Annotated in this window: 21 protein-coding genes; 11 read left to right on the top strand and 10 right to left on the bottom strand. The window is 65.4% G+C overall.

Going from position 1 to position 24,347, the window contains the following annotated elements; all coding sequences use genetic code 11:
• Window positions 1–194 precede the first annotated feature (194 nt).
• Window positions 195–1,550 carry a glutamine synthetase family protein gene (locus tag AC1DYW_RS09240; RefSeq protein ID WP_379016972.1) on the top strand — a complete coding sequence of 452 codons (1,356 nt, stop codon included), beginning with the start codon at window positions 195–197 and terminating at the stop codon, window positions 1,548–1,550.
• Between the two features lie 5 nt (window positions 1,551–1,555).
• On the opposite strand, the gene AC1DYW_RS09235 is transcribed toward AC1DYW_RS09240, so the two are convergent.
• Complete coding sequence (locus tag AC1DYW_RS09235) at window positions 1,556–2,416, bottom strand: MurR/RpiR family transcriptional regulator (RefSeq protein ID WP_477225920.1); 861 nt, start codon at window positions 2,414–2,416, stop codon at window positions 1,556–1,558.
• Window positions 2,417–2,544: 128 nt separating this feature from the next.
• Here AC1DYW_RS09235 and murA point away from each other — a divergent pair, with 128 nt between their 5' ends.
• From murA to AC1DYW_RS09190, 9 genes are all read left to right on the top strand, one after another.
• Complete coding sequence (gene murA / locus AC1DYW_RS09230) at window positions 2,545–3,801, top strand: UDP-N-acetylglucosamine 1-carboxyvinyltransferase (RefSeq protein ID WP_477225919.1); 1,257 nt, start codon at window positions 2,545–2,547, stop codon at window positions 3,799–3,801.
• The gene (locus tag AC1DYW_RS09225; RefSeq protein WP_477225918.1) at window positions 3,798–4,679 is read left to right on the top strand and encodes a glucosamine kinase nucleotide-binding domain-containing protein; all 882 of its coding nucleotides are present in this window, start codon (window positions 3,798–3,800) and stop codon (window positions 4,677–4,679) included. The genes murA and AC1DYW_RS09225 overlap by 4 nt, the downstream gene beginning before the upstream one ends.
• Window positions 4,680–4,859: 180 nt before the next feature.
• Window positions 4,860–5,783 (top strand): N-acetylmuramic acid 6-phosphate etherase, encoded by a 924-nt coding sequence (murQ, locus tag AC1DYW_RS09220; protein ID WP_477225917.1) that lies wholly within the window; start codon window positions 4,860–4,862, stop codon window positions 5,781–5,783.
• Between the two features lie 146 nt (window positions 5,784–5,929).
• On the top strand, window positions 5,930–7,450 hold the full coding sequence (locus tag AC1DYW_RS09215) for an ABC transporter substrate-binding protein (RefSeq protein ID WP_477225916.1): 1,521 nt from the start codon (window positions 5,930–5,932) through the stop codon (window positions 7,448–7,450).
• Window positions 7,451–7,481: 31 nt separating this feature from the next.
• The gene (locus AC1DYW_RS09210) at window positions 7,482–8,441 is read left to right on the top strand and encodes an ABC transporter permease (RefSeq protein ID WP_457152837.1); all 960 of its coding nucleotides are present in this window, start codon (window positions 7,482–7,484) and stop codon (window positions 8,439–8,441) included.
• The gene (locus AC1DYW_RS09205; RefSeq protein WP_184871550.1) at window positions 8,441–9,280 is read left to right on the top strand and encodes an ABC transporter permease; all 840 of its coding nucleotides are present in this window, start codon (window positions 8,441–8,443) and stop codon (window positions 9,278–9,280) included. Before AC1DYW_RS09210 ends, AC1DYW_RS09205 begins: the two co-directional genes overlap by 1 nt.
• Window positions 9,277–11,025 (top strand): ABC transporter ATP-binding protein, encoded by a 1,749-nt coding sequence (locus tag AC1DYW_RS09200; protein ID WP_477225915.1) that lies wholly within the window; start codon window positions 9,277–9,279, stop codon window positions 11,023–11,025. Before AC1DYW_RS09205 ends, AC1DYW_RS09200 begins: the two co-directional genes overlap by 4 nt.
• A 229-nt stretch (window positions 11,026–11,254) precedes the next feature.
• On the top strand, window positions 11,255–12,262 hold the full coding sequence (locus AC1DYW_RS09195; protein WP_477225914.1) for a serine hydrolase domain-containing protein: 1,008 nt from the start codon (window positions 11,255–11,257) through the stop codon (window positions 12,260–12,262).
• Window positions 12,263–12,272: 10 nt separating this feature from the next.
• Complete coding sequence (locus AC1DYW_RS09190) at window positions 12,273–13,388, top strand: anhydro-N-acetylmuramic acid kinase (protein ID WP_477225913.1); 1,116 nt, start codon at window positions 12,273–12,275, stop codon at window positions 13,386–13,388.
• On the opposite strand, the gene AC1DYW_RS09185 is transcribed toward AC1DYW_RS09190, so the two are convergent.
• The 3 genes from AC1DYW_RS09185 to AC1DYW_RS09175 are packed head-to-tail and all read right to left on the bottom strand — an operon-like array spanning window position 13,385 to window position 17,064.
• On the bottom strand, window positions 13,385–13,816 hold the full coding sequence (locus AC1DYW_RS09185; RefSeq protein WP_477225912.1) for a GNAT family N-acetyltransferase: 432 nt from the start codon (window positions 13,814–13,816) through the stop codon (window positions 13,385–13,387). The two genes, AC1DYW_RS09190 and AC1DYW_RS09185, sit on opposite strands and share 4 nt — an antisense overlap.
• A 39-nt stretch (window positions 13,817–13,855) precedes the next feature.
• Window positions 13,856–15,247 carry a sigma-54-dependent transcriptional regulator gene (locus AC1DYW_RS09180; protein WP_477225911.1) on the bottom strand — a complete coding sequence of 464 codons (1,392 nt, stop codon included), beginning with the start codon at window positions 15,245–15,247 and terminating at the stop codon, window positions 13,856–13,858.
• The gene (locus AC1DYW_RS09175; protein ID WP_477225910.1) at window positions 15,244–17,064 is read right to left on the bottom strand and encodes a sensor histidine kinase; all 1,821 of its coding nucleotides are present in this window, start codon (window positions 17,062–17,064) and stop codon (window positions 15,244–15,246) included. Before AC1DYW_RS09175 ends, AC1DYW_RS09180 begins: the two co-directional genes overlap by 4 nt.
• Window positions 17,065–17,387: 323 nt before the next feature.
• Between AC1DYW_RS09175 and AC1DYW_RS09170 the strand changes: the two genes are divergently transcribed.
• Complete coding sequence (locus AC1DYW_RS09170) at window positions 17,388–18,716, top strand: dicarboxylate/amino acid:cation symporter (protein ID WP_095080972.1); 1,329 nt, start codon at window positions 17,388–17,390, stop codon at window positions 18,714–18,716.
• A gap of 74 nt (window positions 18,717–18,790) precedes the next feature.
• Here AC1DYW_RS09170 and AC1DYW_RS09165 read toward each other — a convergent pair whose 3' ends face one another.
• The 6 genes from AC1DYW_RS09165 to AC1DYW_RS09140 are packed head-to-tail and all read right to left on the bottom strand — an operon-like array spanning window position 18,791 to window position 24,340.
• The gene (locus AC1DYW_RS09165) at window positions 18,791–19,885 is read right to left on the bottom strand and encodes an ABC transporter ATP-binding protein (protein ID WP_477225909.1); all 1,095 of its coding nucleotides are present in this window, start codon (window positions 19,883–19,885) and stop codon (window positions 18,791–18,793) included.
• A complete protein-coding gene (locus AC1DYW_RS09160) occupies window positions 19,878–20,900 on the bottom strand; it encodes an ROK family protein (RefSeq protein WP_477225908.1) in 1,023 nt (340 codons plus the stop codon). The genes AC1DYW_RS09165 and AC1DYW_RS09160 overlap by 8 nt, the downstream gene beginning before the upstream one ends.
• Complete coding sequence (locus tag AC1DYW_RS09155; protein ID WP_477225907.1) at window positions 20,897–21,619, bottom strand: ribulose-phosphate 3-epimerase; 723 nt, start codon at window positions 21,617–21,619, stop codon at window positions 20,897–20,899. The genes AC1DYW_RS09160 and AC1DYW_RS09155 overlap by 4 nt, the downstream gene beginning before the upstream one ends.
• Window positions 21,616–22,446, bottom strand: a complete 831-nt coding sequence (locus AC1DYW_RS09150; protein ID WP_477225906.1) for an alpha/beta fold hydrolase — start codon at window positions 22,444–22,446, stop codon at window positions 21,616–21,618. The genes AC1DYW_RS09155 and AC1DYW_RS09150 overlap by 4 nt, the downstream gene beginning before the upstream one ends.
• Window positions 22,446–23,264 (bottom strand): sugar phosphate isomerase/epimerase family protein, encoded by an 819-nt coding sequence (locus AC1DYW_RS09145; protein ID WP_477225905.1) that lies wholly within the window; start codon window positions 23,262–23,264, stop codon window positions 22,446–22,448. Before AC1DYW_RS09145 ends, AC1DYW_RS09150 begins: the two co-directional genes overlap by 1 nt.
• Window positions 23,264–24,340, bottom strand: coding sequence for a Gfo/Idh/MocA family protein (locus AC1DYW_RS09140; RefSeq protein WP_477225904.1), 1,077 nt, complete (start codon window positions 24,338–24,340; stop codon window positions 23,264–23,266). Before AC1DYW_RS09140 ends, AC1DYW_RS09145 begins: the two co-directional genes overlap by 1 nt.
• Between the last annotated feature and the right edge of the window lie 7 nt (window positions 24,341–24,347).

Raw genomic sequence — 24,347 nt, 5'->3', positions numbered from 1 at the left:
TTGCCTCTATGTTGCGATCGCAGATCGCGCAATTGGTTTTGAAATGCCTCCCGACATCCCGGCTAGTGACTTGAAAAAATAAGAAAAACGCCTGGCAATGGTCAGGTTTTGTTTTCGAAAACTCACGAGCTATTTTTACCAGGGACAGTGTGGCCGATCAGGCTGCGGCACCTTCAAAAACCAGAGGTTACAAATTGAGCGATGCAATTGCGGACGTTTTGAACTGGCTTGAAAGCAGGAACGACATCCAGAGCCTGAGGGCGGCTGTGTGCGACCTCAACGGCGTCATGCGCGGCAAGCGCATCCCGGTCGAGCAGGCGCGCAAGGCTCTCGAAGGCAAGCTGCGCATGCCTTACTCCCTGATCGGGCTCGACATCTGGGGCGAAGACATCGAAGGCAACACGCTGGTTTTCTCGACAGGCGACGCCGACGGGCTTTGCCAATGGACGGGACGCGGCATTCTCCCCGTGGCCTGGACGGCGCATCCGACGGCGCTTGTCCCGCTCTGGCTCGCCGACGAAACCGGCGCGCCGTATCTTGGCGATCCACGGCGGGCGCTGGCCCGCATTCTCGATCGCTACAAGGCCTTGGGATTGACCCCGGTCGCGGCGACGGAACTCGAATTCTACCTGGTCGATCCGCAGTCGCAGCGGCCGGTCGGGCCCGTCTCGCCGGTCACCGGGCGCCGGCTCGATTCCGATGCGGCGCTGTCGATCGATGAGATCGACGACTTCGAATCTTTCATCCACGACGTCTACGAGGCCTGCCGAACGCAAGGCATTCCCGTCGACACGGCTATTGCCGAAAATGGCGTCGGCCAGTTCGAGATCAATCTGAACCACGTCGCCGACGCCCTGCGGGCGGCTGACGATGCCGTATTGTTCAAGCGCACGGTGAAGGGCATCGCCCGCAAGCACGGCTTTGCCGCCTGTTTCATGGCCAAGCCCTATGGCGACCGCGCCGGCAACGGCTTTCACGTCCACTTCAGCCTGACCGACGCCGAGGGGCGCAATGTCTTCGACGACGGCACGGATCAGGGCTCGGAAATTATGCGCCATGCGGTCGGCGGCCTGCTCGCGGCGATGGCCGAGAGCACGCTTGTGTTCGCCCCGCACTTCAATTCATACCGCCGGCTGCGTCCGAGATCCTATGCGCCGACCGCCGTGGCCTGGGGCTACGAGAACCGCATGGTCGCGATCCGCATTCCCGGCGGCCCGACCGGCGCGCGTCGCATCGAGCATCGCGTTTCGGGAGCGGATGCCAATCCCTATCTGGTGCTTGCCGCCATATTGGGCGCCGCGCTGATCGGCATTGAAAGACAGATGTCGCCTGGCGATCCGACCGGGAGCGACGGGCAAGGGCTTGTGCCGGCCAAGTTGCCGCCGGACTGGGCATCGGCGATCGCCAGTTTTGAGAGCGGAACACATGTGGCCGAGATCTTTCCGGCGATCCTGCGCGACTCCTTTGTCGCCTGCAAACGCCAGGAGTTGAATACGTTCGCCCTCAATGTCAGCGACTTCGAGATCGAGACCTATCTCGAAAGCGTTTGAGGCATCTACGAGGGCAGTTCAGCCTTCAGCACCGAGACCGCCACTTCGCTGTTGTGGACATACTCGTTGGCGTCCGGCTGCCTCTGCACCAGCAGGATGAACAGAAGGTCGGTCAACGCCAGCTGTGCGTCGCGCGCGGTGATGGAGGATGAGCGCGCACGCTCCTCGTCGGCGATGGTGTAAAGGCAGATGTCGGAGACCCGGCTCAGCGGATTGTCGTGGACGCCGGTGACAGCGATGACCATCGTGCCGCGCTTGCGGGCCAGCTCGGCGATGCGCAAGGTTTCGATGCTGGCGCCGGAATAGGAAAGCGCGAACAGCACATCGCCTGGCCCGAGCGTCGAGACATTGGCCATCTGGACGTGGCTGTCGCTGTCGTGCAGGACATTGCGGCCGAGCTTCATCAGCTTGTAGGAGAAATCGCGCGCCACCAGCGAAGAGGCGCCGACCCCGACCAGGTGGATGCGGCGCGCACCATCCAGCAATTCCAGCGTCCTGGAGATGATCCGCTCGGTGTTGGCGGCGACGGTCCGCTGTATCGACAGAAGCTTGCTGCCGACCAGTTTCTTCAGGATGACCTGGTAACTGTCGCCGACCTCGATCGAGCCATGGATGACGCCGGCCGGCACCAGCCATTCCTGCGCCTTGGCTTCGCTGACGGCGAGCTTGAGCTCCTGATAGCTGGCATAGCCGAGCTTCTGGCTGAACTTGACGACGCTCGACTGGCTGCGTCCGATCTCGGCCGCAAGTGCGGCCGTCGACAGGCGCAGCATCTGGTCGGGATTGTCGACGATGTACCGGCCGATCTCACGATCGCCAGGCGCCATGCCGTCGAGCTTCGCATTGATCCTATTCAGAACGGACACGAGATTCCCTTACGCTTTTCAGGTCGGCAAGCCGCACAGCGTGCCATAGGAATAAAATATTCCAATTCTGATTGACAGCCAAGAACGCACAATTAATTCTCGAACGTCATCACACAAGGTTTCGGCGCATGGACAGATTGCGGATCGTCGGCGGACAGAGACTGGAAGGCGCGGTCACCATATCCGGCGCCAAGAACGCCGCCCTGCCGCAGATCGCGGCAGCCCTGCTCAGCCCCTACCCGCTCGAACTGACCAACCTGCCTGATGTGACTGACGTCGAAAACATGCTCGGCGTGGTGCGGTTGCACGGCGCCGAAGTGACGAGGTCGGCGCATACCGCGACGATCGACACCAGTGCCGCCGTTTCCAAGGAGACGTCCTACGACACGGTGCGAAAGATGCGGGCGACCGTGCTTGTCCTGGCGCCGCTGCTGGCCCGGTTCGGCCATGCACGGGTTTCGCTGCCGGGCGGCTGCGCGATCGGCGCGCGGCCGGTCGACATGCATGTTGCCGCACTCGCGGCCCTCGGCGCCAGGATAGCCATCGAGAATGGTTCCATCGTCGCATCGGCGCCGAACGGGCTGACCGGGACGCGCATCGTCTTGAGTTCACCGTCGGTCGGGGCAACGGAAACCGCGATGATGGCGGCGGCCACGGCAAAGGGCGAAACCGAGATCATCAACGCGGCACGCGAGCCCGAAGTGGCGGACCTCGCCGCGTGCCTCAACGCGATGGGCGCGCGCATCGAGGGTGCCGGCACGCACCGCATCCTGATCGCGGGCGACACGAGTTGGCATGCCGCGAGGCACGACATCATCCCGGACCGGATCGAGGCCGGCACCTATGCCATCGCCGCGGCCATCACCGGTGGCCAGTTGGAACTGACCCATGCCCGGCTTGAGCATATGGCCTCGGTGGTGCAATTGCTGGAAGCAACCGGCGTCAGCGTCTGGCCGGGCGACCGCGGGCTCATCGTGTCACGCGACCGGCCGTTGAAGGCTGTCGACGTCACGACGGAACCTTATCCGGGGTTTCCAACCGATCTCCAGGCGCAGTTCATGGCGCTGATGTGTTGCGCCGAGGGAGCATCGCTGCTGCGTGAAACCATCTTCGAGAACCGCTTCATGCATGTTCCCGAACTGATGCGGCTCGGCGCCAACATCAAGCTGCAGGGCACCACGGCGTTGGTGCGCGGTGGCGCCAAGCTGCATGGCGCACCGGTGATGGCCACCGACCTGCGCGCTTCCGTGTCCCTGGTACTGGCGGCGCTGGTGTGCGAGGGCGAGACGACCATCAACCGCGTCTATCACCTCGACCGCGGCTATGAGCAACTGGACCGCAAGCTGCGGCTGTGCGGCGCCGACATCGAGCGGCTGAGCGCATGAGCAGCGGGGCGGATTGTTTTCTCGGCGTCGATGGCGGCGGGACCGGGTGTCGCGCCCGCATCGAGGACGCCCAGGGAAACGTGCTGGGACAGGGACTGTCGGGCCCGGCGACCACGCGGCTCGGCATCGACGCGGCCTGGGCCTCGATTGCGAAAGCTTTTGGCGCGGCGATCGAAGAGACAGGCTTCGGACCAGCCGAGACAGCCAGAATTCGTGCCGGCATTGGCCTTGCCGGCATCGGCCGAAAGGGTGCGCTGGAGGCGTTGCGGGCGATCGCGCATCCGTTTGCCAGCATCGATTTCGTCAGCGATGGCGTCGGCGCCTGCCTTGGCGCGCATTCCGGCCAGGACGGCGCCATCGTCATTGCCGGCACCGGCTCGATCGGCCTCGGCTTTGTCGGAGGCCGCGACCTGCGTGTTGGCGGTTACGGCTTTCCGATCTCCGACGAAGGCAGCGGCGCCGATCTTGGACTGAAAGCGGTGCAGCTGGCGTTGCGCGCCCATGACGGCCGGCACGAGCGGACGGCACTGTTGGCGGAGGTGATGCAGCGCTTCGAGGGCGACCCGATGGCAGCCGTCGCCTGGATGGACCGCGCCAGCGCCACGGACTATGCGGCGCTGGCGCCGATGGTGATGCGCCATGCCGACCAGGGCGATCCGGCCGGGCGGCGCATCGTGCAAGGCGCGGCCGAACAGATCGACACGCTGGTGCGGGTGCTGTTCGAACAAGGCGCACCGCGCGTCACCTTGCTGGGCGGCCTGTCCAGTGCGCTCGAGCCCTGGCTCTCCCCCGATGTCCGGCGTCGCCTGAAGCCCGCTGACGGCGACGCCGTCTCGGGTGCGATCATCCTCGCCAAGCGGTCCTGCGGCGGGCCATAGCGCTTTCTGCAGATAGGAATAATATATTCCATATTCTTGTTGACGGTGAGAATATCAAATTCTAAAAAGTTAACAAACGAAAACAGGGTAGCAGCAAACGGACACAGCGTCCGTGTGCGCTGGCGCCGGTCGGGAGCTCTGCTCAACGCCGGCCGTGCCGCCCGACTTGAAAGCACTGGGATGACCGAACAAGGGTTGATGTCCGAGTTGGACCGGCTGATTTCCGAGGGCCGCAACCCAAGGACGATGGACATCGACCTGCTGCCGACCATCGATGTGCTGCGCAAGATCAATGACGAGGACGAGGCTGTCCCGGCGGCTGTCGAAAAGGTCGTGCCGGAAATCGCCGCCGCGGTGGACCGCATCGTGCTTGCCTTCCAGAAAGGCGCGCGGCTGATCTACATGGGCGCCGGCACCAGCGGCCGGCTCGGCGTTCTCGACGCTTCGGAATGCCCGCCGACCTTCGGCGTGCCCGAAGGCATGGTCGTCGGCCTGATCGCCGGCGGTCCCGACGCCCTGGTGCGGTCGACGGAAGGCGCCGAGGACGATCCGAAAATGGGCGCGAGGGCGCTTCAGGAGATCGGGCTCACATCAGACGACGTGGTGGTCGGTATCGCGGTCAGCGGGCGCACGCCCTATGTCATCGGCGGATTGAGCTATGCAAAGCAAGTTGGCGCGACGACGGTCGCCTTGTCCTGCAATCCAGCCTCGACCATTGCCGGCATCGCCGACATTGCCATCTCGCCGGTTGTCGGGCCGGAAGTGCTCACTGGATCGACCCGGCTGAAATCGGGAACCGCGCAGAAGCTGGTGCTCAACATGCTGACCACCGCCAGCATGATCCGCATCGGCAAGAGCTACCAGAACCTGATGGTCGACCTCAACCCGTCCAACAAGAAGCTGGTCGCCAGGGCAACCAGGATCGTCATGCAGACGACCGGTTGCGCGGCGCAGCAAGCCAAGCAAGCGCTCGCCCAGACCGGCAACGATGTGAAGCTGGCGATCCTGGTGACGATCACCGGCATGGGCGTCGAGGAGGCGCGCGTGGCTCTCAGCAAGGCCAGGGGCTTCCTGCGAAAGGCAATCAGCGACACGACAGCATGAAGCCGCATGAGACATGACGGCAAAGCCGCATGGGACAAGACGGCGTGAAGCCGCATAGACTGGGCCGATACTCCAAAGCATGTGTGTCTTGGAAGCGGTCCGCAGAAACTGCAAGGCATCGAGTTCAATCATAATGGGAGACGAGAATGGTTCACTTCACAAGAAAGCTGCTGTCGGGCATCACGCTGGCCGCGATGCTCAGCGTGGCCGCGGTTTCAACGCAGGCGAATGCAGCGACGCTGCATATGGCCTGGTCGCAGGACGCCACCGGGCTTGATCCGCACAAGCAGACGGCCTTTTCGTCGCTGCGGCTGCTGGAGCTGATCTATGAGCCGCTGGTGCGGGTCGACGCCAGCCTGCAGATCATCCCCGCCATCGCCACCTCCTGGGAATTCTCCAAGGACGGCAAGGAGCTGACCTTCAAGCTCGATCCCAAGGCGAAATTCCAGGACGGCACGGCGGTGACCTCGGCCGACGTCAAGGCATCGTTCGAGCGCATCCTCGACGAGAAGACGGGCGCGGCCGCCCGCGCCAACTTCCTGTCGATCGCCAGCATCGACACGCCCGATGCGACGACCGTCGTGTTTCATCTCTCGCAGCCCGATGTGCCGATCCTGACGGCGATGAGCGACGTCAACGCGGCCATCGTTCCGGCAAGCGAAATCAAGGCCGGCTCGATCGGCACCAAGGCGGTCGGCTCGGGACCCTTCAAGCTCGACAAGTGGGACCCCAATGCCAAGGAAGTGCTGAGCGCCAACAAGGATTGGGCCGGCGGCCCGACCGGCGTCGACGGCATCGAAATCAGCGTGCTTCCCGATGAAGCCGCGATCCTGGCCGCCATGCGCACCAAGCAGATCGATTTCGCGCTGCTCAACGACCCGCTTGTCGCCACGCTGGTGCCCAAGGAAGCCAGCCTGCAGCTGAACCGCGTGCCGGTGCTCGCCTATCACGTGCTGCAGCTCAATCCCTCACGCAAGCCGATGACCGAGCTCAAGGTGCGCCAGGCCATCTCCTGCGCCATCGACCGGCAGGAGGTGCTCGACACCGCTTCGCTCGGCGAAGGCAAGGTGACGGGACCGCTGACCATCCCAGCTCTGGCGACCGATCCAAGCCAGCTGTTCTGCTACAAGCGCGATGTCGAAAAGGCCAAGAAGCTGATGGCGGAAGCCGGCTATGCCGACGGCTTTTCGGCGACCGTGATCGGCGCCACCGGCGAGCCGCCGACGGCGGCGGCGGAAGCCCAGGTCATCCAGTCGCAGCTGGCAGAGATCGGCGTCAAGCTCGACATCAAGATGATGGAGCTCAACGTCTATGTCGACGCCTGGCTGAAGGGCGACTTCGACATGGCGATCGCGCTCAATGGCGGGCGTGCCGACCCCTACACCATGTACAACCGCTACTGGACCAAGGCAGGCAATTTGCAGAAGGTGGCCAACTACATCGACGACACGCTCGACAGCCAGATGCAGAAAGGCCGCGCCGAGACCGACCCGGCGGCGCGCAAGGCGATCTTCGCCGAGTTCGAAAAGCACCTCGCCGAGATGTCGCCGTGGATCTGGCTCTACACCTCGTACAGCTATACGGCGCAGCAGAAGAACATCGCCGGGTTCGTACCGACGCCGACGGGCACGCTGTTCAGCTTGAGCAAGGTGACCATCCAGCAGTAGCCGGCGGCCTTGGACGAGAGGACTTCTTCGCGTGAATTATCTGATGCGACGACTGGCGACGTTTCCTCTCGTCCTGCTTGGCGTGTCCATCCTGGTCTTCGTTGCGATCCGGATGGTGCCGGGCGATTCGATCACGGCGATGCTGGGCACCGAGGCGGGCCTGCTGACGCCGGCGCAGCGTGACTCGCTCGCCGCCTATTTCGGCATCGACCAGCCCTGGTTCGTCCAGTACTGGCGCTGGATAGGCGGCATCCTGCACGGCAATCTCGGCATCTCGGTCACCTATGGCAGGCCGGTGCTCGACGTCATCGTCGAGCGCTTCCCGCTGACGCTCGAGCTGGCCATCCTGTCGATGATCATCGCGCTTGCGGTTGGCATGCCTGCCGGGATCTTTGCCGCTACGCACAATGAGAAACTGTCCGATCTCGGGGTACGCATCGTCGCCATGCTCGGCCAGTCGACACCGAGCTTCGTGCTTGGCCTGCTGATCATCTACACGCTGTCGGCCGGCTTCGGCGTGCTGCCGGCGATGGGCGAATTCGCGCCGCTCTGGCAGGATCCCTTGCGCAATCTCAGCCAGCTGATCCTGCCCGCTATCACGCTCGGTTTCGCCTTCGCGGCGTCGGTCACCCGCATATCGCGTTCGGCCATGCTCGACGTGCTGAGCGACGACTATGTGCGAACCGCGCGCAGCAAGGGCGCCTCGGCGCGCAGCGTCATCTGGCGGCATGCGCTGCCCAATGCGCTGATCCCGGTCGTCACGCTGAGCGGCATCGAGTTCGGCTATCTCCTCGGCGGCGCCGTCATCGTCGAGCAGATCTATGCGCTGCCCGGTCTTGGGCGCATGGTGCTGGATGCGATCCAGCAGCGCGACTATGCGCTGGTGCAAGGCGCCGTGCTGTTCATCGCCTTCAACTTCATGATCGTCAATCTCCTGGTCGACCTCGCCTACGTCGCGCTCGATCCGCGCATCCGGCTGGGAGAGCCGTAATGCGCATCCTGCGCGCCATCTTCGGCCACGGCAGCGGCCGCATCGGCGGCATCATCGTCGGCGTCTATCTGTTGGTCGCCATCCTCGGCATGCTGGGGCTGACGCCGCACAATCCCATCACGCAATACCGGGTCGACCGGCTGCATGCGCCCAACGGCGCCTACTGGATGGGCACCGACCTGTTCGGCCGCGACGTCGCCAGCCGGCTGATGGCGGGCGTCGGGCAGTCGTTCACGGTCGCCTTCTTCTCGGTCGCCTTCGCGACCCTTGCCGGCACGGTGCTGGGGCTGGCCGCGGCCTGGCTCGGCCGCCGCTGGGACGGCGTCCTGATGCGCATCATGGATGTGCTGCTGGCCTTTCCGGCAATCCTTTTGGCGCTGCTTATCGTCACGGTTGCCGGGCCGGGCACATGGACCAGCGTCGTTGCCATCGGCATCGTCTACACGCCGATCTTCACCCGCGTCGTGCGCGGCCCCGCTTTGTCGCTCAAGGCGCGCGAATTCGTCGACGCCGCGCGCACCTTCGGCAGCAGTTCGAGCTACATCGTCACGCGCCATTTGCTGCTCAACCTGGTGGCGCCGTTGACCGTCCAGGTGACGCTGGCGCTGGCCTGGGCGCTGTTGACGGAGGCGGGCCTGAGTTTCCTGGGGCTCGGCACGCAGCCGCCCGCCGCCTCGCTCGGCCTGATGCTGAGCGACAGCCGCAATCTGATGGAGACCGCGCCGTGGCTGATGATCTTCCCCGGGCTGGCGATCATGATCAGCATCCTCGGCTTCAACCTGCTTGGTGATGCCTTGCGCGACATCCTCGACCCGAAGATGCGGAGGGCGCCGGCATGACCCCGCTGCTGTCCGTATCGGACCTGCGTGTCGGCTTCGGCCGCAATCCGCAAGCCAATGAGGTGGTGCGCGGCGTCAGTTTCGACCTTGCCGACGGCGAGACACTGGCCATTGTCGGCGAGAGCGGCTCGGGCAAATCCGTCACTGCCTTGTCGATCAACCGTCTCATCGATTTCGGCGGCGGCCGCATCACTGGCGGCGCGATGAAGTTGAAGCGGGCCGATGGCAGCGTCTTCGACCTGATGACTGCTACCGAACCGCAACTGACCGGCATTCGCGGCGCCGAGATCGGCATGATCTTCCAGGAGCCGATGACCTCGCTCAATCCGATGCTGACCATCGGCAGGCAGATCGAGGAATCGTTTCGGCTGCACCGTGGGCTGACCGGCAGGCAAGCCACAGCGGCAGCCAAGGATGCGCTCGACCGCGTGCGCATTCCCGATGCCGCGCGGCGGCTGAAATACACGCCCAACCAGCTGTCCGGGGGAATGCTGCAGCGGGTGATGATCGCCATAGCGCTGGCCTGCAATCCGCGCCTGCTAATCGCCGACGAGCCGACGACGGCGCTCGACGTCACGGTGCAGGCGCAGATCATGGCGCTGCTGGCCGAGTTGAAGCGGGAAACCGGCATGTCGATGATCTTCATCACCCACGACATCGGGCTGGTCGCCGGCATCGCCGACAGGGTGATGGTTATGCAGAACGGGCGGGCCGTTGAGCAAGGCGAGCTGAACCAGATCCTCGACAATGCGCAGCATCCCTACACGCAGCATCTGCTGCAGGACGTGCCGCATTTCGCCAATGGCAGCGCGACGCGCGCCGACGGGCAGCGCGACACGGCTGCAAGCAAGGAACCGGCCTTGAAGGTGGATAACCTGGTTGTACGATTTCCCCTCAAGAGCAGCTTCTTCAGCCGCGCCACAGGCGCGGTGCATGCCGTCGATGGCGTCGATTTCGACCTGATGCCCGGCGAGACGCTGGCCATTGTCGGCGAGAGCGGTTCGGGCAAATCGACCACCGCGCGCGCCGTCCTGGGGCTGGTGCGGTCGACACGCGGCAGCTTCTCGGTCGGCGTCCGAAAGGCTTCGGCCGAGCAGAGCGCCCTGCCCGTGCAAATGGTGTTCCAGAACCCCTATGCCTCGCTCAATCCAAGGCTCAGCATCGAGAGCATCCTGGCCGAGCCGGTGATCGCCACCGGCGGCCGGGTGAATGCCGAGACGCGGGCCAGGATGGCAACCCTGCTGGAGCGCGTCGGCCTGCCGAAGAACAGCCTTGAACGCTACCCCCACGAATTCTCCGGCGGCCAGCGGCAAAGGCTGTGCATCGCCCGCGCGTTGATGCTCAACCCTTCCGTGGTCGTTCTCGATGAAGCGGTGTCGGCGCTCGATGTTTCGGTGCAGGCCAAGGTGCTGGAGTTGCTGGTCGACGTGCAGCGCGAGTTCGGGCTGGCCTATCTGTTCATCTCGCACGACATGGCCGTCGTCGAGCGGATCGCCCACCGGATCGCCGTCATCTATGCCGGCCAGATCGTCGAGATCGGCGACGCGACCTCGGTGCTGTCGAAGCCGCAACATTCCTATACGAAGAAGCTCATCGCCGCCGTTCCGACCATCGACCGGCGCCACGAACATTTCGAACTCGACACGCGCCAGGTCCCCTCGCTGGTGCGCCCGCAGGGGTACGAGCCGGCGCCGGCGAGATGGGAGCAGTTTGGGGCTGATCATATGGCGAGGGCGGAGGTGTGATTACTGTCCTGCAGGCACTTCCTGACTCGGCGGGACAGCACCCCCCTCTGTCCTGCCGGACATCTCCCCCGCAAGGGGGGAGATTGGATGTCGCATCGGCCTTCGCCAATCTCCAAAGTCTGAAGGCTGACGGCGCGCACGAACTGCCAATCTCCCCCCTTGCGGGGGAGATGCCCGGCAGGGCAGAGGGGGGTGGGACGGAACGCTGCCTTTCAGATGGAGGCTCGTGTTGAGCACCCTCGCCCAGCTTTTCGATCGCGCGTTCGCACCGCTGAAGGCCGCAGTCGCCGCCAAGCGCATCCCCGGCGGCGTCCTCGGCATTGTCGACAAAAATGGCGAGCGCGTCGTCAGGTCGGTCGGCTCCGCGCAACTCGTACCGAAGTTGCGACCAATGCACGACCAAACCTGGTTCGACCTGGCGTCCTTGACCAAGGTGATCTTTACGACACCGCGCATCCTGGCGCTGGCGGAAGACGACGCCATCGATCTCGATGCGCCGCTGATCTCCGCTCTGCCGGATCTTCGCCAGTATGATGCAGAGGCCTGGGAGCGGAAAGTGACTTTTCGCCAGTGTCTTGGCCACCAGACGCCGTTTCCCGCTGTCGAACCGATCTACACCTATGGGCGAGATCCCGAGCTGCTGCGCGCCTTCATCTTGCAGCGCGAATGGCGAGCCCGCGACCCGGTCTATTCCGACATCAACTTCATCCTGCTCGGCTTTGCGTTGGAGCGGCTGTCGGGAAAAACAATCTGGAACATGGATCCCGGCCCGGGCTTCGCTTTTTCCGCCGAGCCGGATGCGTCAGCCGCGACCGAGGACTGCACCTGGCGCCATCGCGTTTTGTCCGGCGAGGTCCACGACGACAATTGCTCGGCGCTGCAAGGGGCCGGACATGCCGGCCTGTTCGGAACAGCCGCGTCCGTCCTCGATTTCGCGCAGGGGCTATTGGACGGCACCGGCGCGTCCGAGCGTTCGATCGCGCTGATGCGCACGCCCTTGTCCGCAACCCGCACGCATGGCTGGGAGCGCCCCTATGAGGGATGGTCCGGCGGGGCGTTGTGCAGCCCGGGAACCATCGGCCACACCGGCTTTACCGGCACGGGACTGTGGATCGACTTCGACAGCGGCAAGGCCTGGACCTTGCTCACCAACCGGATCCATCCGACACGTCATTTCGACAGCGGAATCGCTCCGCTTCGGCAGGCGGTCGGCGATCTTGTCAACGAGGATTATTAGGGAAGTGACCATGGAACCAATCTGGGCCGTAGGCCTGATGACCGGCACCGTGCTTGACGGCAACATCGACGTCGCGCTGATCAAGACCGATGGTGAGCGGATCGACGATTTCGGCACCTATCGGCTGATGCCCTATCCCCCGTCGATCCGCTCGCTGCTGGAAGAGACGCTGAGCGAGGCAAGGGCCTGGAATTTCACCGGGCCGGAGCCGGCGATATTTCGCAAGGCGGAGGAAGCCCTGACTCGTGCCCAGTCGGCGGCGGTCAAGGAACTCGTCGAAGGTTACGGCATGACGATGGCCGATATCGGCGTCGTCGGCTTTCACGGCCAGACCGTCCTGCATCGCGCGCCGCAGGTGGGCAGGCTCGGCCAGACCCGGCAGCTCGGCGACGGCGAATTGATGCACGCCCTGTTGGGCACCAAGGTCGCCTATGACTTCCGCTCGGCCGACATGCGCGCCGGCGGGCAAGGCGCGCCGTTGGCCGCTGCCTATCACACCGCTTTGATGCGCAGCGCCGGCGCCAGCGGCGAGGTGGCGGTGCTCAACCTCGGCGGCGTCGCCAACATCACCTGGTGGGATGGCGCCGACAATGTCGTTGCCTTTGACACCGGCCCCGCCAACGCGCCGCTCAACGATTTCATCAAGTCAAAAGGGCTCGGCGACATGGACCGCGACGGCGCGCTTGGCCGGGCGGGAACGGTCGACGAGGCACGGCTGGCCAAGCTGCTGCAGCATCCTTATCTGACCAAGCCGTATCCCAAATCGCTGGACCGTTTCGACTTCGGCGCCGCCATGGCGGACGGCATGAATGCCGAGGATGGCGCAGCCCTTTTGACCGCCTTCACCGCTGCCGCCGTCGGCAAGGCGCTCGACCTGTTGCCGCGCCGCCCGAAAAAACTCGTGGTCAGCGGCGGTGGCCGCCACAACCCGACAATGATGGCGATGCTCGCCAGCCGCGCCGGCGTCGAGGTGGTGCAGGCCGAAAGCCTTGGCTGGAGCGGCGACGCTGTGGAGGCCGAGTGCTTTGCCTTCCTCGCGGTCCGCGTGCTGAGGGGTCTGCCGATCAGCTTCCCGAGCACGACCGGTGCGCCGCAGCCGATGCGCGGCGGACGGCTCGCCGGTTAGTCAGGCCCTGGAAGCGTCTTCCGCAGGAAGATGCGGCTGCGGCCGACAGGGAAATCGGCAAGCGTTCCGAAGGGCTGATAGCCCTGGCGCTGGTAGACCTTGGCGGCGTGCGGATTGAAGGTGTCGATCCAGGCATTCCGACAGCCGCGCGCCACCGCTTCCTGCTCGGCCGCATCCAGCATGTTGCCGGCCATCTGCTGGCCGCGCAGCCTTTCATCGACCCACAGCCACTGCACATAGAGCCAGCCCCAGGCGGTGTAGCCCGAGATGCCGGCGACGACAGTGCCGTCTTCGTCGCGCACGAACACGGCCAGGGCCTTTCTTTCGGAAGCACCGACATCGCCGTCGTTGAACGCCGTCAACCGTTCGGCGAGAAAGGTGAGTTCTTGCGGCGAGGGATTTGCCGTCGTTTCAAGTGTCGTCTTCATGGCCTTTTCCGAATAAGGGGCACGATGCTTGCGCAATGTTCATATCTGGCCCCGAACAGGGTGCGTATCCGCATCGCCGCCATTGCGAAACTCGGACGCTGCAATGCCGTAGCGCTTGAGCTTGTCGTAGAAGGTCTTGCGCGGCACGCCGAGTGCGTCGATGGCGCTGCGCACATCGCCGCCGTGGTCGCGCAGTGCGTCGCGGATGAGTTGCGCCTCGTAGTGGCCGACCCGTTCGGGCAGTGTGGCCGCCGGCTCCGGCAAGTGCGCGGGAACCGCTTTCGTGTCGTCGTCCGGACCGAGGCCGAGGGCGACGCGATCGGCAAAATGCGCAAGCTCGCGCACATTGCCCGGCCATGCATGCGACTGGAGATGGTCGCTGACCGCTGCGTTGACCCTGGCGACCGGCCGGCCGAACCGTTCCGCGGCTTTGCCGAGGAAATGGCCGAACAGCATCGGGATGTCGCCGCGCCGCTCGCGCAAGGGCGGAATGCGCAACGTCACCACGTTGAGGCGGAAATAGAGATCCTCGCGAAAGTCGCCGCGCTGGTCCTGCCGTCCGAGATCCACCTTTGTCGCCGCGACGACCCGCAGGTCGACGCGCCGGGTCTCGTTCGAGCCAAGCGGGGTAACACTACGCGTTTCGAGCACACGCAGCAGCTTGACCTGGAGGGCCGGCGGCATGGATTCGATCTCGTCGAGGAACAACGTGCCGCCACTGGAATGCTCGATGCGGCCGATCCGTCGCCGCTGCGCGCCGGTGAACGCGCCCGCCTCGTGGCCGAACAGCTCGCTTTCTATGACGGTCTCCGGCAGGGCACCGCAATTCAGCGCCACGAAGGGCTTTGCGCGCCGCCGCCCCCATCTGTGCAGGAGGTCGGCCACCACCTCCTTGCCGGTTCCGGTCTCCCCTTCCACCAGCACGTCGACGTCCATGTCGGCGATCTGCCGCAAGGTCTCGCGCAACCGCCGGATGGCTGGCGCTTCGCCGATCAGCGGCAGGCCGTCGGCAGCCTGCGCCGCGGCTTCTCGCAGCCGCCGGTTCTCCATCACCAGCCGCCGCTTCTCCGATGCCCGTCTGAGTGCCTCGACGAGGCGGTCACTGGCATAGGGTTTCGGGATGAAATCATAGACGCCATCCTTGAGCGCTGCCACCGCGAGATCGACGTCGCCATGCCCGGTGACCAGGATCACCGGTATGTCCGGGTCGATCGCCTTGACGCGATCGAACAGCTGCAGCCCGTTCATGCCCGGCATGCGGATGTCGCTGACGACCACGCCCTCGAAATTCCTGTCGACGACGGTAAGCGCCGCCTCGGCCGCCCCGAGCGCGACCACCGCGAAGCCGGCAAGCTCGAACAATTGCGTGGTGGCGTGAAGCAGGTCCGCATCGTCCTCGACGAGCGCCACCAGCCCTGATGCGTCTGTCATTCAATTCGCCTCAAGTCGATGGTGAAGGATGCGCCGCCGGCGCTGCCGGGATCGAGCCGCAGCGTGCCGCCCAATTCCTGGGCGATCTCCTGCGAGATCACCAGTCCGAGGCCAAGCCCCTTCTCCTTGGTGGTCTGGAACGGCATGAACAGATTGCCGGCCGCCTCCGGACCGAGGCCAGGGCCGTTGTCGCGCACCGAAATCAGCACCCTGTTGTCGCGCTCGGCGATGTCGATCTCGATGCGGGGATCGGGCTGGTCCTTCATCGCGTCCAGCGCATTCTGCAACAGGTTGACGAGGATCTGCTCGAGCCGGATACGGCTGGCCATGACCACCGGCGACGCGCTGCCGCGCGGCTTGACGATAGTCACGCCGGAATCACGGATGCGGCCGGACAGAAGCGACAGTGCGCCGTCGATCGCCTCGCGCACCGGCAATGGCGAGGCGGCGACTCCTGGCCGCCGGGCAAAGGTGCGCAAGGTGCTGGTGATCGCGCCGATGCGCTCGGTCATTGATACGATCGATGTCAGATTGCCGCTGACCGGCTCGGTCTTGCCGGTGTCGAGGAAGCGGCCGGCGTTCTCGGCATAGGTGCGGATGGCGGCGACAGGCTGGTTGATCTCGTGCGCCACGCCGGCGGCGATCTGGCCGAGGATGGAAAGCCGGTTGGCCTGGGCGAGATCGTCACGCAGCCGGCGGACCTTGGCTTCGGCGTTCTCACGCTCGGCGATTTCCCCGGCAAGTGCGGTGTTGGAGCGCGTCAGCTCGGCCGTCCGGGTGCTGACCCGGCTCTCCAGTTCGGCATTCATGCGCGCCAGCGCCTCCTGCCGCAGCCGGCGGGCACGCCTGCGCCGGGTCAGCACGAAGGCGAGCAGGCCCATGAGCAGCAACCCAAGCAGCGTGGTCAGGCGCGCCGTGTTGGCGGCGGACGACAAAGCCGCGTCGGCGGGCGTCAGCAGCCACAGACGCCAGCCGGGCACCGCACCGGGCAGGTCCTGCACCACTTCAACGAACTGGCGCGGCTTTCCGGAGCTGTCGATTGTCGCCAGGCCGTCACCGGCACCGCGTCGCAACGGCAGCGGTTCGAAGCCGGCATCGGCCAGCTGAAGTTGCTCGCGGGCAGCGGCGGCGTCCTGCGCCGAGAGTGGCGCCAGGGCATGAAACCGCCACTCGGGCTGGCTGGTGGCCAGCACCACGCCGCGTTCGTCGGTGACGAAAACAAGAAAGCCGCTCGAGCGCCAATTGGCTTCGACGCGGTCGAGTTCGACCTTCAGCACCACAACGCCAAGCGGCTTGCCGCCATCATCGACGCGGCTGGCGAGGTAAAGACCCGGCCGGCCGCTGATCGTGCCGAGGCCATATTGGCTGGCAGCACCCTTGGCCATTGCCTCCTGGAAATAGTGACGAAAATTATAGTCGATGCCGACAAAGCTCGTCGGCTCGCCTGCGTTGCTGGCGGCGATTGCGATGCCTGCTGTGTCGATGACATAGATGGCGGACGCCGATGCATCGCCGGCAATCGCCCTGAGCTTGTCGTTGAGGGCCGCTTCTTGCATCTTTCCGGCCCGGCGCAGCGCCCCGCGCACGGCATCGTCGCGTGACAGCACCAATGGAACCAGGCGCTGCTTTTCGATTTCGCCGGTCAGGGTTCCCGCCGCCAGGGGCAGGGCGGCAAGCGCTCCGTCGCGCAGATTGTCGGCCGCCTGGCCGGTGGCGATGCGCCCGGCGATGGCGATCGCGCCTGCCAGAACCGCAAGAGCGACGACCACGACACGCCAGCGGCCATCGCGCAGCCGGGCCCCCGCTTCGCGCAGCAATTCACGGCCGGCCGCGTATCCCCTATCGATGCCTGCTTGCGACGTCTGCCCTCTCCCTTTTCCTCGCGGCCCGTTTTTCCCCCGCAGCCTTGGGGCCCAGTGTAATGCGAAATTCCGCCCAGGCAAACGCTGCCTGTGCGGAAATCCGCACAGGCATTCGCGGCAAAGCGGCTGACAACCCGCCGAAATCCAGGGATTCCGGCCTTTCACCGATCTGGCACAGCGCTTGCAAAAGTCCTTGCAGCGGCGCGCGACCGGAGCGCCGCGATGGGAGAAGTCACGCAGGGCGGTGCATTTCCGCCCCTCCGGCAAGGGAGAGTTCGATGCACATCGCAGACCAATCAGGCGCGCCTTCCGCGCAGCGCAAGCCTTTCTATGCCCAACTCTACGTGCAGGTGCTCGTCGCGATCACCGTCGGCATCCTGCTCGGTCACTTCTATCCGTCGATCGGCGAGAGCATGAAGCCGCTCGGCGACGCCTTCATCAAGCTGGTCAAGATGATCATCGCCCCGGTCATCTTCCTGACCGTAGCGACCGGCATCGCCGGCATGAGCGACCTGCAGAAGGTCGGACGTGTGGCCGGCAAGGCGATGCTCTACTTCCTCACCTTCTCGACGCTGGCGCTGATAATCGGCCTTGTCGTGGCCAATGTCGTGCAGCCGGGTGCCGGCTTCAACATCGACCCGGCGACACTCGACGCCTCGACCGTCAACACCTATGCCGCAAAGGCGCATGACCAGTCGGTCACCGGCTTCCTGATGAACATCATCCCGACGACGATCGTCGGTGCCTTCGCCGACGGCGACATCCTGCAGGTGCTGTTCTTTTCGGTGCTGTTCGGTATTTCGCTGGCGCTGGTCGGCGACAAGGGCACGCCCGTCCTCAACTTCCTGCAGGCGCTAACGACGCCGATCTTCAAGCTGGTCAGCGTGCTGATGAAGGCCGCACCGATCGGTGCCTTCGGCGCCATGGCGTTCACCATCGGCAAATACGGCATCGGCGCGGTCATCAACCTCGCCATGCTGGTCGGCACCTTCTACGTGACGTCGCTGCTGTTCGTGTTCGTCGTGCTGGGTGCTGTCTGCCGCTATAACGGGTTCTCGATCCTGTCCTTGATCCGCTACATCAAGGAAGAGCTGCTGCTGGTGCTGGGAACGTCCTCATCGGAAGCCGCCCTGCCGTCGCTGATGGAAAAGATGGAGAAGGCCGGCGCCAAGCGCTCGGTGGTCGGCCTGGTCATCCCGACCGGCTATTCCTTCAACCTCGACGGCACCAACATCTACATGACGCTGGCGGCACTGTTCATCGCGCAGGCGACCAACATCCATTTGTCGATCGGCGACCAGATCCTGCTGCTGCTGGTTGCGATGCTTTCCTCCAAGGGCGCCGCCGGCATCACCGGAGCCGGATTCATCACCCTGGCCGCCACGCTGTCGGTCGTTCCGGCGGTGCCGGTCGCCGGCATGGCGCTGATCCTCGGCGTCGACCGCTTCATGTCGGAGTGCCGGGCGCTGACCAACTTCGTCGGCAATGCCGTCGCCACGCTGGTCGTCGCCCGCTGGGAAGGCGAACTCGACGAAGCCAAGCTCGCCAGGGCATTGGCGGGCACGGCCGACGACAGCCTGCCGGCTGATCTCGTTCCCGCCGAGTAATCCGAGCGCTTCAACACCAATCAGCGGCCGGAAGCCCATGGCTTCCGGCCGCTGCCGTACAGGTGACAACGATGTCAGGCGGTTTTGCGCAGCGGTGCCAGCGCCTTGCCGTCGGCGGCGAAGAGATGGCAGCGGGAGGGGTCGGCCTGCATGGCAATGGGGCTGTGCAGCGGTGTCGTGTCGATGCCCTCGGTCTGCACGACCAGCCTCGTCTTCTCGCCGATCTCGGCATGCAGGATGGTCAAGCCGCCGAGCCGTTCGGCCAGCACCGCCTCGCCCTTGAACTGGCCCGCATCCGCGATGCGGATATGTTCCGGCCGGATGCCGAGCAGCAGCTCGCTGTCTTGTGCAAGCGCGCCCGCCTCGACCGGAACGACCAGGCTGGGTCCGCCCGGCAGGGCAACGGCAACGCCATCCGCGTTGGCGGACAGAACCCTGACCGGCAGCATGTTCATCTTCGGCGAGCCGATGAAGCCGGCGACGAAGACATTGGCTGGCCTGGCATAGAGGTCGAGCGGCGTGCCAACCTGTTCGATCGTGCCGCCATTGAGGACGACGATCTTGTCGGCCATGGTCATCGCCTCGGTCTGGTCGTGCGTGACATAGACGATGGTGGCGGCGAGCCGCTCGTGCAGTTGCATCAGCTCCAGCCGCATGTTGACGCGGAGCGCCGCGTCGAGGTTCGACAGCGGTTCGTCGAACAGGAACACCTTCGGCTGGCGCACGATCGCGCGGCCGATGGCGACACGCTGGCGCTGGCCGCCGGACAGCTCCTTCGGCCGCCGCTCGAGCAGATGTGACAGCTGCAGCACCTCGGCCGCCGCCTTGACCTTGGCGTCACGCTCGACGACCGGCAGCCCGGCGATCTTCAGCGCAAAACCCATATTTTCGGCGACCGTCATATGCGGATAGAGCGCATAGGACTGGAACACCATGGCGAGGCCGCGCTCGGAGGGATCGACCTCATTGATGCGCGCGCCATCAAGCATCAGCTCGCCGGAGGTGATCTTCTCGAGACCGGCGATCATGCGCAGCAGCGTCGACTTCCCGCAGCCCGACGGGCCGACGAAGACGACGAACTCGCGGTCGCCGACATCGAGGTCGACGCCCTTGATCACCTCGGCATTGCCATAGGATTTGCGCACGCCGCGCAGCTTGAGCTCAGCCATTGAAGTCCCTCCTCGCATCCGGATATGTGCTTGGACCGACAGGCATGCGTGCCGCCAGCGTACCTCCGTCATCGAACAGGACAAGGCTGGCGGCACCAACCAGCCCGGCGTGGCGGCCAAGCTGGGCCTGAACGACCGGCACGTCGCGATAGGCACGCATGGCCCGCTGCCTGATGGTCGCCTCGATGGCAGGCGCCATGAGGTCGAGGCCATTGGCAATGCCGCCGCCGACGACCAGCACGTCAGGCGAATAAAGATGCAAAAGATTGGTGAAGCCGATGCCCAGCCAGCGCGCTTCCTCCTCGAGCAGGGCCAAGGCAAGCTCGTCCTGCAGCCGTGCCGCCTCGACCACGTGACGGCCGGTCACTTCACCGTTGCCCGAGAGGCGCCGCAGCGCCGAGCCATCAAAGGGTGCTGTCGCGGCGTTGGCGCGGCGGCCGAGCGCGGTGCCCGAGGCAATGGCCTCGAAGCAGCCGACGACGCCGCACATGCAGCGCTCGCCTTCATTGGTGATGGTCATGTGGCCGATCTCGGCGGCAAGGCCACGGCGGCCATGGAGTATGCGCCCGTCGACGACGACGCCGCCGCCGATGCCGGTGGAGACCGTGACGAAGACCAGCGAGCGGGCGCCGTGGCCGGCGCCGAAGCGCCATTCGCCGAGTGCCGCGGCATTGGCGTCGTTCTCCAGCCGCACCGGCAGGCCGAGCCGCCGTTCGAGGATATCGGCAAGCGGCACGTCCAGCCAGCCGGCGAGTGTCGGCGGTCCGACGGCGATGCCGGCCAGCGGATCGAGCGGTCCCGGCGCGCCGACGCCGACGCCGACGATGGCGAGCGCCGGGGCCTCGGCGTGGATGGTCGCGGCCAGCGCCTCGATCTGGCCGATCACCACTTCGGGACCGGCTTGCGCCTGCGTCGGCACTGCGGCGAACGCCAGGATCTTGCCTTCACGGTCGACCAGGGCGGCACGAAGCTCGGTGCCACCAAGATCGATCGCAAGGGCGGCTTCGTTGCTCATGCCGCGACCTTCAGGCCATGCAGCCAGCCGATGCGGCCGGCCAGATCCTTGTCGCCGAAGGCGAGCGAGCCGAGGACCACGGTTTCGGCGCCGGCGGCACGCAGCAACGGCACCGTCTCGTGGCGGATGCCGCCATCGGCGGCAAGAACCACGGCCGCCTCGCGGCCGGCCTCTCTCAGGATGGCGCGGGCAGCGCCCAGCCTGCCGCAGGCCTCGTCCGACAGGCTCTGCCCCTTGACGCCGATGGCAGTGCCAAGCAGCGTGACGAAAGCCACCTCGGAGACGAAAGGCGTCACCGTCTCGACCGGTGTCTCCAGCCTGAGCACCACGCCGGCTTCGGCACCGAGTTCGCGTGCCAGCCGGACGGCGCGCAATCCCGCCTCGCCGTTCTCGGCATGGACGCTGATCATGTCGGCGCCGGCCTCGATGAACTGGCGCGTCTGCGACTCGACTACGGCCGCATCGACCATCAGATGAACATGGATGGGTCTGGCCGTCAGCCCAGCGATGCGGGCGACAAGATCGGGAAAGAACAGGAAGGAAGGGGCGAAATGACCGTCCGCCACATCGATGTGGTGAAGGTCGACATAGGGCTCGATGCGCTTCAGATCGCGCTCGAAATTGACGAGGTCGGCGGACCACAGCGAGAATTCAGCGATCATGCGATCGCGCGGCAATGCGGCGATGGCGGCCTGGCCTGAGAGAGGTTTCGAGATCATGGCTGGTCCTGGTTGTTGAAGCGATCCTCGAGGAAGCCCGCGATAGCGGTGCGGACGTCGGCGAAATGACGATCCTTGTCGGTGGCCTTCGGCGTCACCTCGGCAAAGGCGGCGTTTGGGATGACGTCGGCGAGGAAACGGGCGGTCGGCAGCGGATGGATAAGATCGACGCCGCTACCGATGACCAGCGTGGGGATAGCGAGATTGCCGGCAGCCGCCGGCGTGACGCCGGGCCCATCGTTTGCGATCGCCCGCATCACCTCGGCGAAGACAGCCGCATCTTCGCGCTCGAAGAAACCAAGCAGGGACGCAAGATTGTCCGGCGCTTCCCCACGAAAGCGGGCGGCGGTGACCGAGGTTGCAAAGGCGTTGCGCGCGTCCTCCAGCGGGCGATCGCGGATGAGCTTCGCCACCTCCGAAAAGGGCTGCATGTTCTGCGGCGCCGCATCGAAGCGCCAGGCCGGGCGCACCAGCACCAAACCCAGGACACGGTCCGCGTGATGGCTTGCAAGCCTGAGCGCGATCGCCGCGCCCATCGAGACGCCGCCTGCGACGAAACGGTCGAGCCCGGCCGCGTCGGCGGCGGCCAGCACGTCGTCGGCAAACATGGCGATCGAAAAGGGCCGCGTCGAGCCGGCGCCGGAGCCGCCGTGTGCGCGGCATTCGACGGTCAGCCGGCGGTATGACCGACTGTCGGGAAAATTCTGCGCCACCTGCGCCGCATCACCGCCGAGACCATGCTGGAAGATGACCGGAAACCCCCGCCCTGTATCGAAGACACAAAGCGCCGCATCGTCGCGAAGCATGACCGTCGGCGCGGCGTCCATCAAAGGAGCCTCCGCAGGAAGGCGGCGACGCCGGGGGCTTCGCCGGCGGACAGCCCGTGGGTGACGAGCGCCCCGTCGAAGCCCATCGCCTTCAGCCGCGCGATGAAATCCGGGAAGTCGACGATGCCTTGGCCGGCGGTGGCAAAGCGGCCGTCACCAAAACGGTCCTTGGCGTGCGCCATGGCGATGTGGCCCGCCGCTTCGTCGATCGCGGCATCGACAACGGCGCGCGCCTCGCCGGGCGTCGCGTGTTCGAACAGGTTTGCCGGATCAAGCACGATCTTCAGGCGCTTCGATCCCATCTCGGCGATCAGCCTGCTGGCATCCTTCGCAGAGGTGACGATGTTGGCCTGCTCGGGCTCGATGCCGAGATCGACACCGGCGGTTTCGGCCAGCGCCAGCGCCTTCGCCATCTCGGTGGCCATGTCGGACCAGGCCGCCGGGTCGGCATTGTCGGGATGGTATGCCCATTGGTCGGCGGCGTTGCGCGAGCCGGTGCAGAGCGTGACCAGGGGAATGTCCAGGGCAGCAGCAGCCTCGATGACGACGGCAAGGCGCCTGAGGCCATCGTCGCGGACGGCCTTGTCGGGATGCACCATGTTGTAGGTGCCCGATAGTGCCGCGAGCGAAACACCGCTCGACTGCGTGGCGGCGCGGATCGCCGCGATGGCGTCCGACGGCACGGCATCCGGCATTGACGGCAGGCCGGCGCAGGCGAGGTTGAACTGCGTGGTCTCATAGCCAGCATGCCGCACGGCAGCCAGCACGGCGGCTGGCTCGGCGCCTGGAAAGGTCTTGGCGAAAATGCCGAGACGCATCACACCGCCCCCGAAACCGAGGCGAGCTCAACCCACTCGCCTGATACCACCGAGCGCGCGATGGCGACCATGGCGCGGATCGACGCGACGCCGTCCTCGACGTTGGCGCCGCGCATCGGCGCGCCTTCGAGCACCGTTTCGGCAAGAGCTTCCAGCTGGCGCCGGAAGAAATGGCCGTCAGCGCCGAGCGGCTTGTGCGCCGTGGCCGTCTTCTCGTGAAAGATCTCGACCTCGCTGGCGCGGAAGTACCAAGGGTTGAAGGTCTTGGCGAGGACAGAGCCATGCTCGCCATAGAGCTGGAAACCTTCGTGCCAGTCCATCCGCACGGCGACGGTGAGATCGAGATGGCCGAGCGCGCCGCTGGCGAATTCGGTCTCGACGAACCAGCAATAGGCGCCGAAACGCTCGTTGAGGCGGGCGCGCACGGCGACGATATCGCCGCACAGGAAGCGCGCCGTGTCGACGAGATGCGAGCCGTGCGCCAGCATGAAATACTGCCTGAGATCAGCCTTCGGATTGCCGCTCGGTTTCCTCGCCAGTTTGCTGGTGACGGGCAGCGGCTGAACGGCATCGGTGTTGGTATAGCGATGGGTGGAATCGCAGTACCAGGCCTTCAGCGCCAGCACGTCGCCGATCTCGTCGCGGACGAAATCGCGCGCCGCCTCCAGCGCGGGATCGAAGCGCTTCATGTGGCCGACCTGCAGGACCTTGCCGGAGCGCCTGACCGCCGCGGCCAGCGCCTCGCCCTCCTCCACCGACGTGCCTATCGGCTTTTCGCACAGCACATGCTTGCCGGCATCGAGCGCCTTGATCGACATCGGCACGTGATAGGCGTCCGAGGTGGCGACGATCACCGCTTCCAGTTCGGGATCCGCGAGCATCGCGTCATAGTCGGCATACATTTTCCGCGGTTCGTAGGTGGCACCCATGCGGGCGAGGAGGTCGGGTGCCGCGTCGCAGATGGCATAGAGATCGGCATTGCTGGCCTTGGCGCAGGATTGCAGATGCGCAAACTGCGCGATGGGGCCGCAACCGAGCACGCCGACCCTGAGGCGTCTGTCCTGTTTCTTGATCATCGTCTCG

It is taken from the genome of Mesorhizobium sp. P2_D5 (assembly GCF_056404355.1).
Note: the sequence above shows the minus strand (reverse complement) of the source record. Positions and strands in the feature narration are given on the sequence as shown.

Coding starts and splice junctions, on each gene's coding strand:
- AC1DYW_RS09160 (WP_477225908.1), bottom strand. CDS start 20,900: ATGAGCAACGAAGCCGCCCTTGCGATCGATCTTGGTGGCACCGAGCTT.
- AC1DYW_RS09145 (WP_477225905.1), bottom strand. CDS start 23,264: ATGCGTCTCGGCATTTTCGCCAAGACCTTTCCAGGCGCCGAGCCAGCC.
- AC1DYW_RS09200 (WP_477225915.1), top strand. CDS start 9,277: ATGACCCCGCTGCTGTCCGTATCGGACCTGCGTGTCGGCTTCGGCCGC.
- AC1DYW_RS09155 (WP_477225907.1), bottom strand. CDS start 21,619: ATGATCTCGAAACCTCTCTCAGGCCAGGCCGCCATCGCCGCATTGCCG.
- AC1DYW_RS09170 (WP_095080972.1), top strand. CDS start 17,388: ATGCACATCGCAGACCAATCAGGCGCGCCTTCCGCGCAGCGCAAGCCT.
- AC1DYW_RS09180 (WP_477225911.1), bottom strand. CDS start 15,247: ATGACAGACGCATCAGGGCTGGTGGCGCTCGTCGAGGACGATGCGGAC.
- AC1DYW_RS09190 (WP_477225913.1), top strand. CDS start 12,273: ATGGAACCAATCTGGGCCGTAGGCCTGATGACCGGCACCGTGCTTGAC.
- AC1DYW_RS09165 (WP_477225909.1), bottom strand. CDS start 19,885: ATGGCTGAGCTCAAGCTGCGCGGCGTGCGCAAATCCTATGGCAATGCC.
- AC1DYW_RS09150 (WP_477225906.1), bottom strand. CDS start 22,446: ATGGACGCCGCGCCGACGGTCATGCTTCGCGACGATGCGGCGCTTTGT.
- murA (WP_477225919.1), top strand. CDS start 2,545: ATGGACAGATTGCGGATCGTCGGCGGACAGAGACTGGAAGGCGCGGTC.
- AC1DYW_RS09215 (WP_477225916.1), top strand. CDS start 5,930: ATGGTTCACTTCACAAGAAAGCTGCTGTCGGGCATCACGCTGGCCGCG.
- murQ (WP_477225917.1), top strand. CDS start 4,860: ATGACCGAACAAGGGTTGATGTCCGAGTTGGACCGGCTGATTTCCGAG.
- AC1DYW_RS09225 (WP_477225918.1), top strand. CDS start 3,798: ATGAGCAGCGGGGCGGATTGTTTTCTCGGCGTCGATGGCGGCGGGACC.
- AC1DYW_RS09140 (WP_477225904.1), bottom strand. CDS start 24,340: ATGATCAAGAAACAGGACAGACGCCTCAGGGTCGGCGTGCTCGGTTGC.
- AC1DYW_RS09185 (WP_477225912.1), bottom strand. CDS start 13,816: ATGAAGACGACACTTGAAACGACGGCAAATCCCTCGCCGCAAGAACTC.
- AC1DYW_RS09205 (WP_184871550.1), top strand. CDS start 8,441: ATGCGCATCCTGCGCGCCATCTTCGGCCACGGCAGCGGCCGCATCGGC.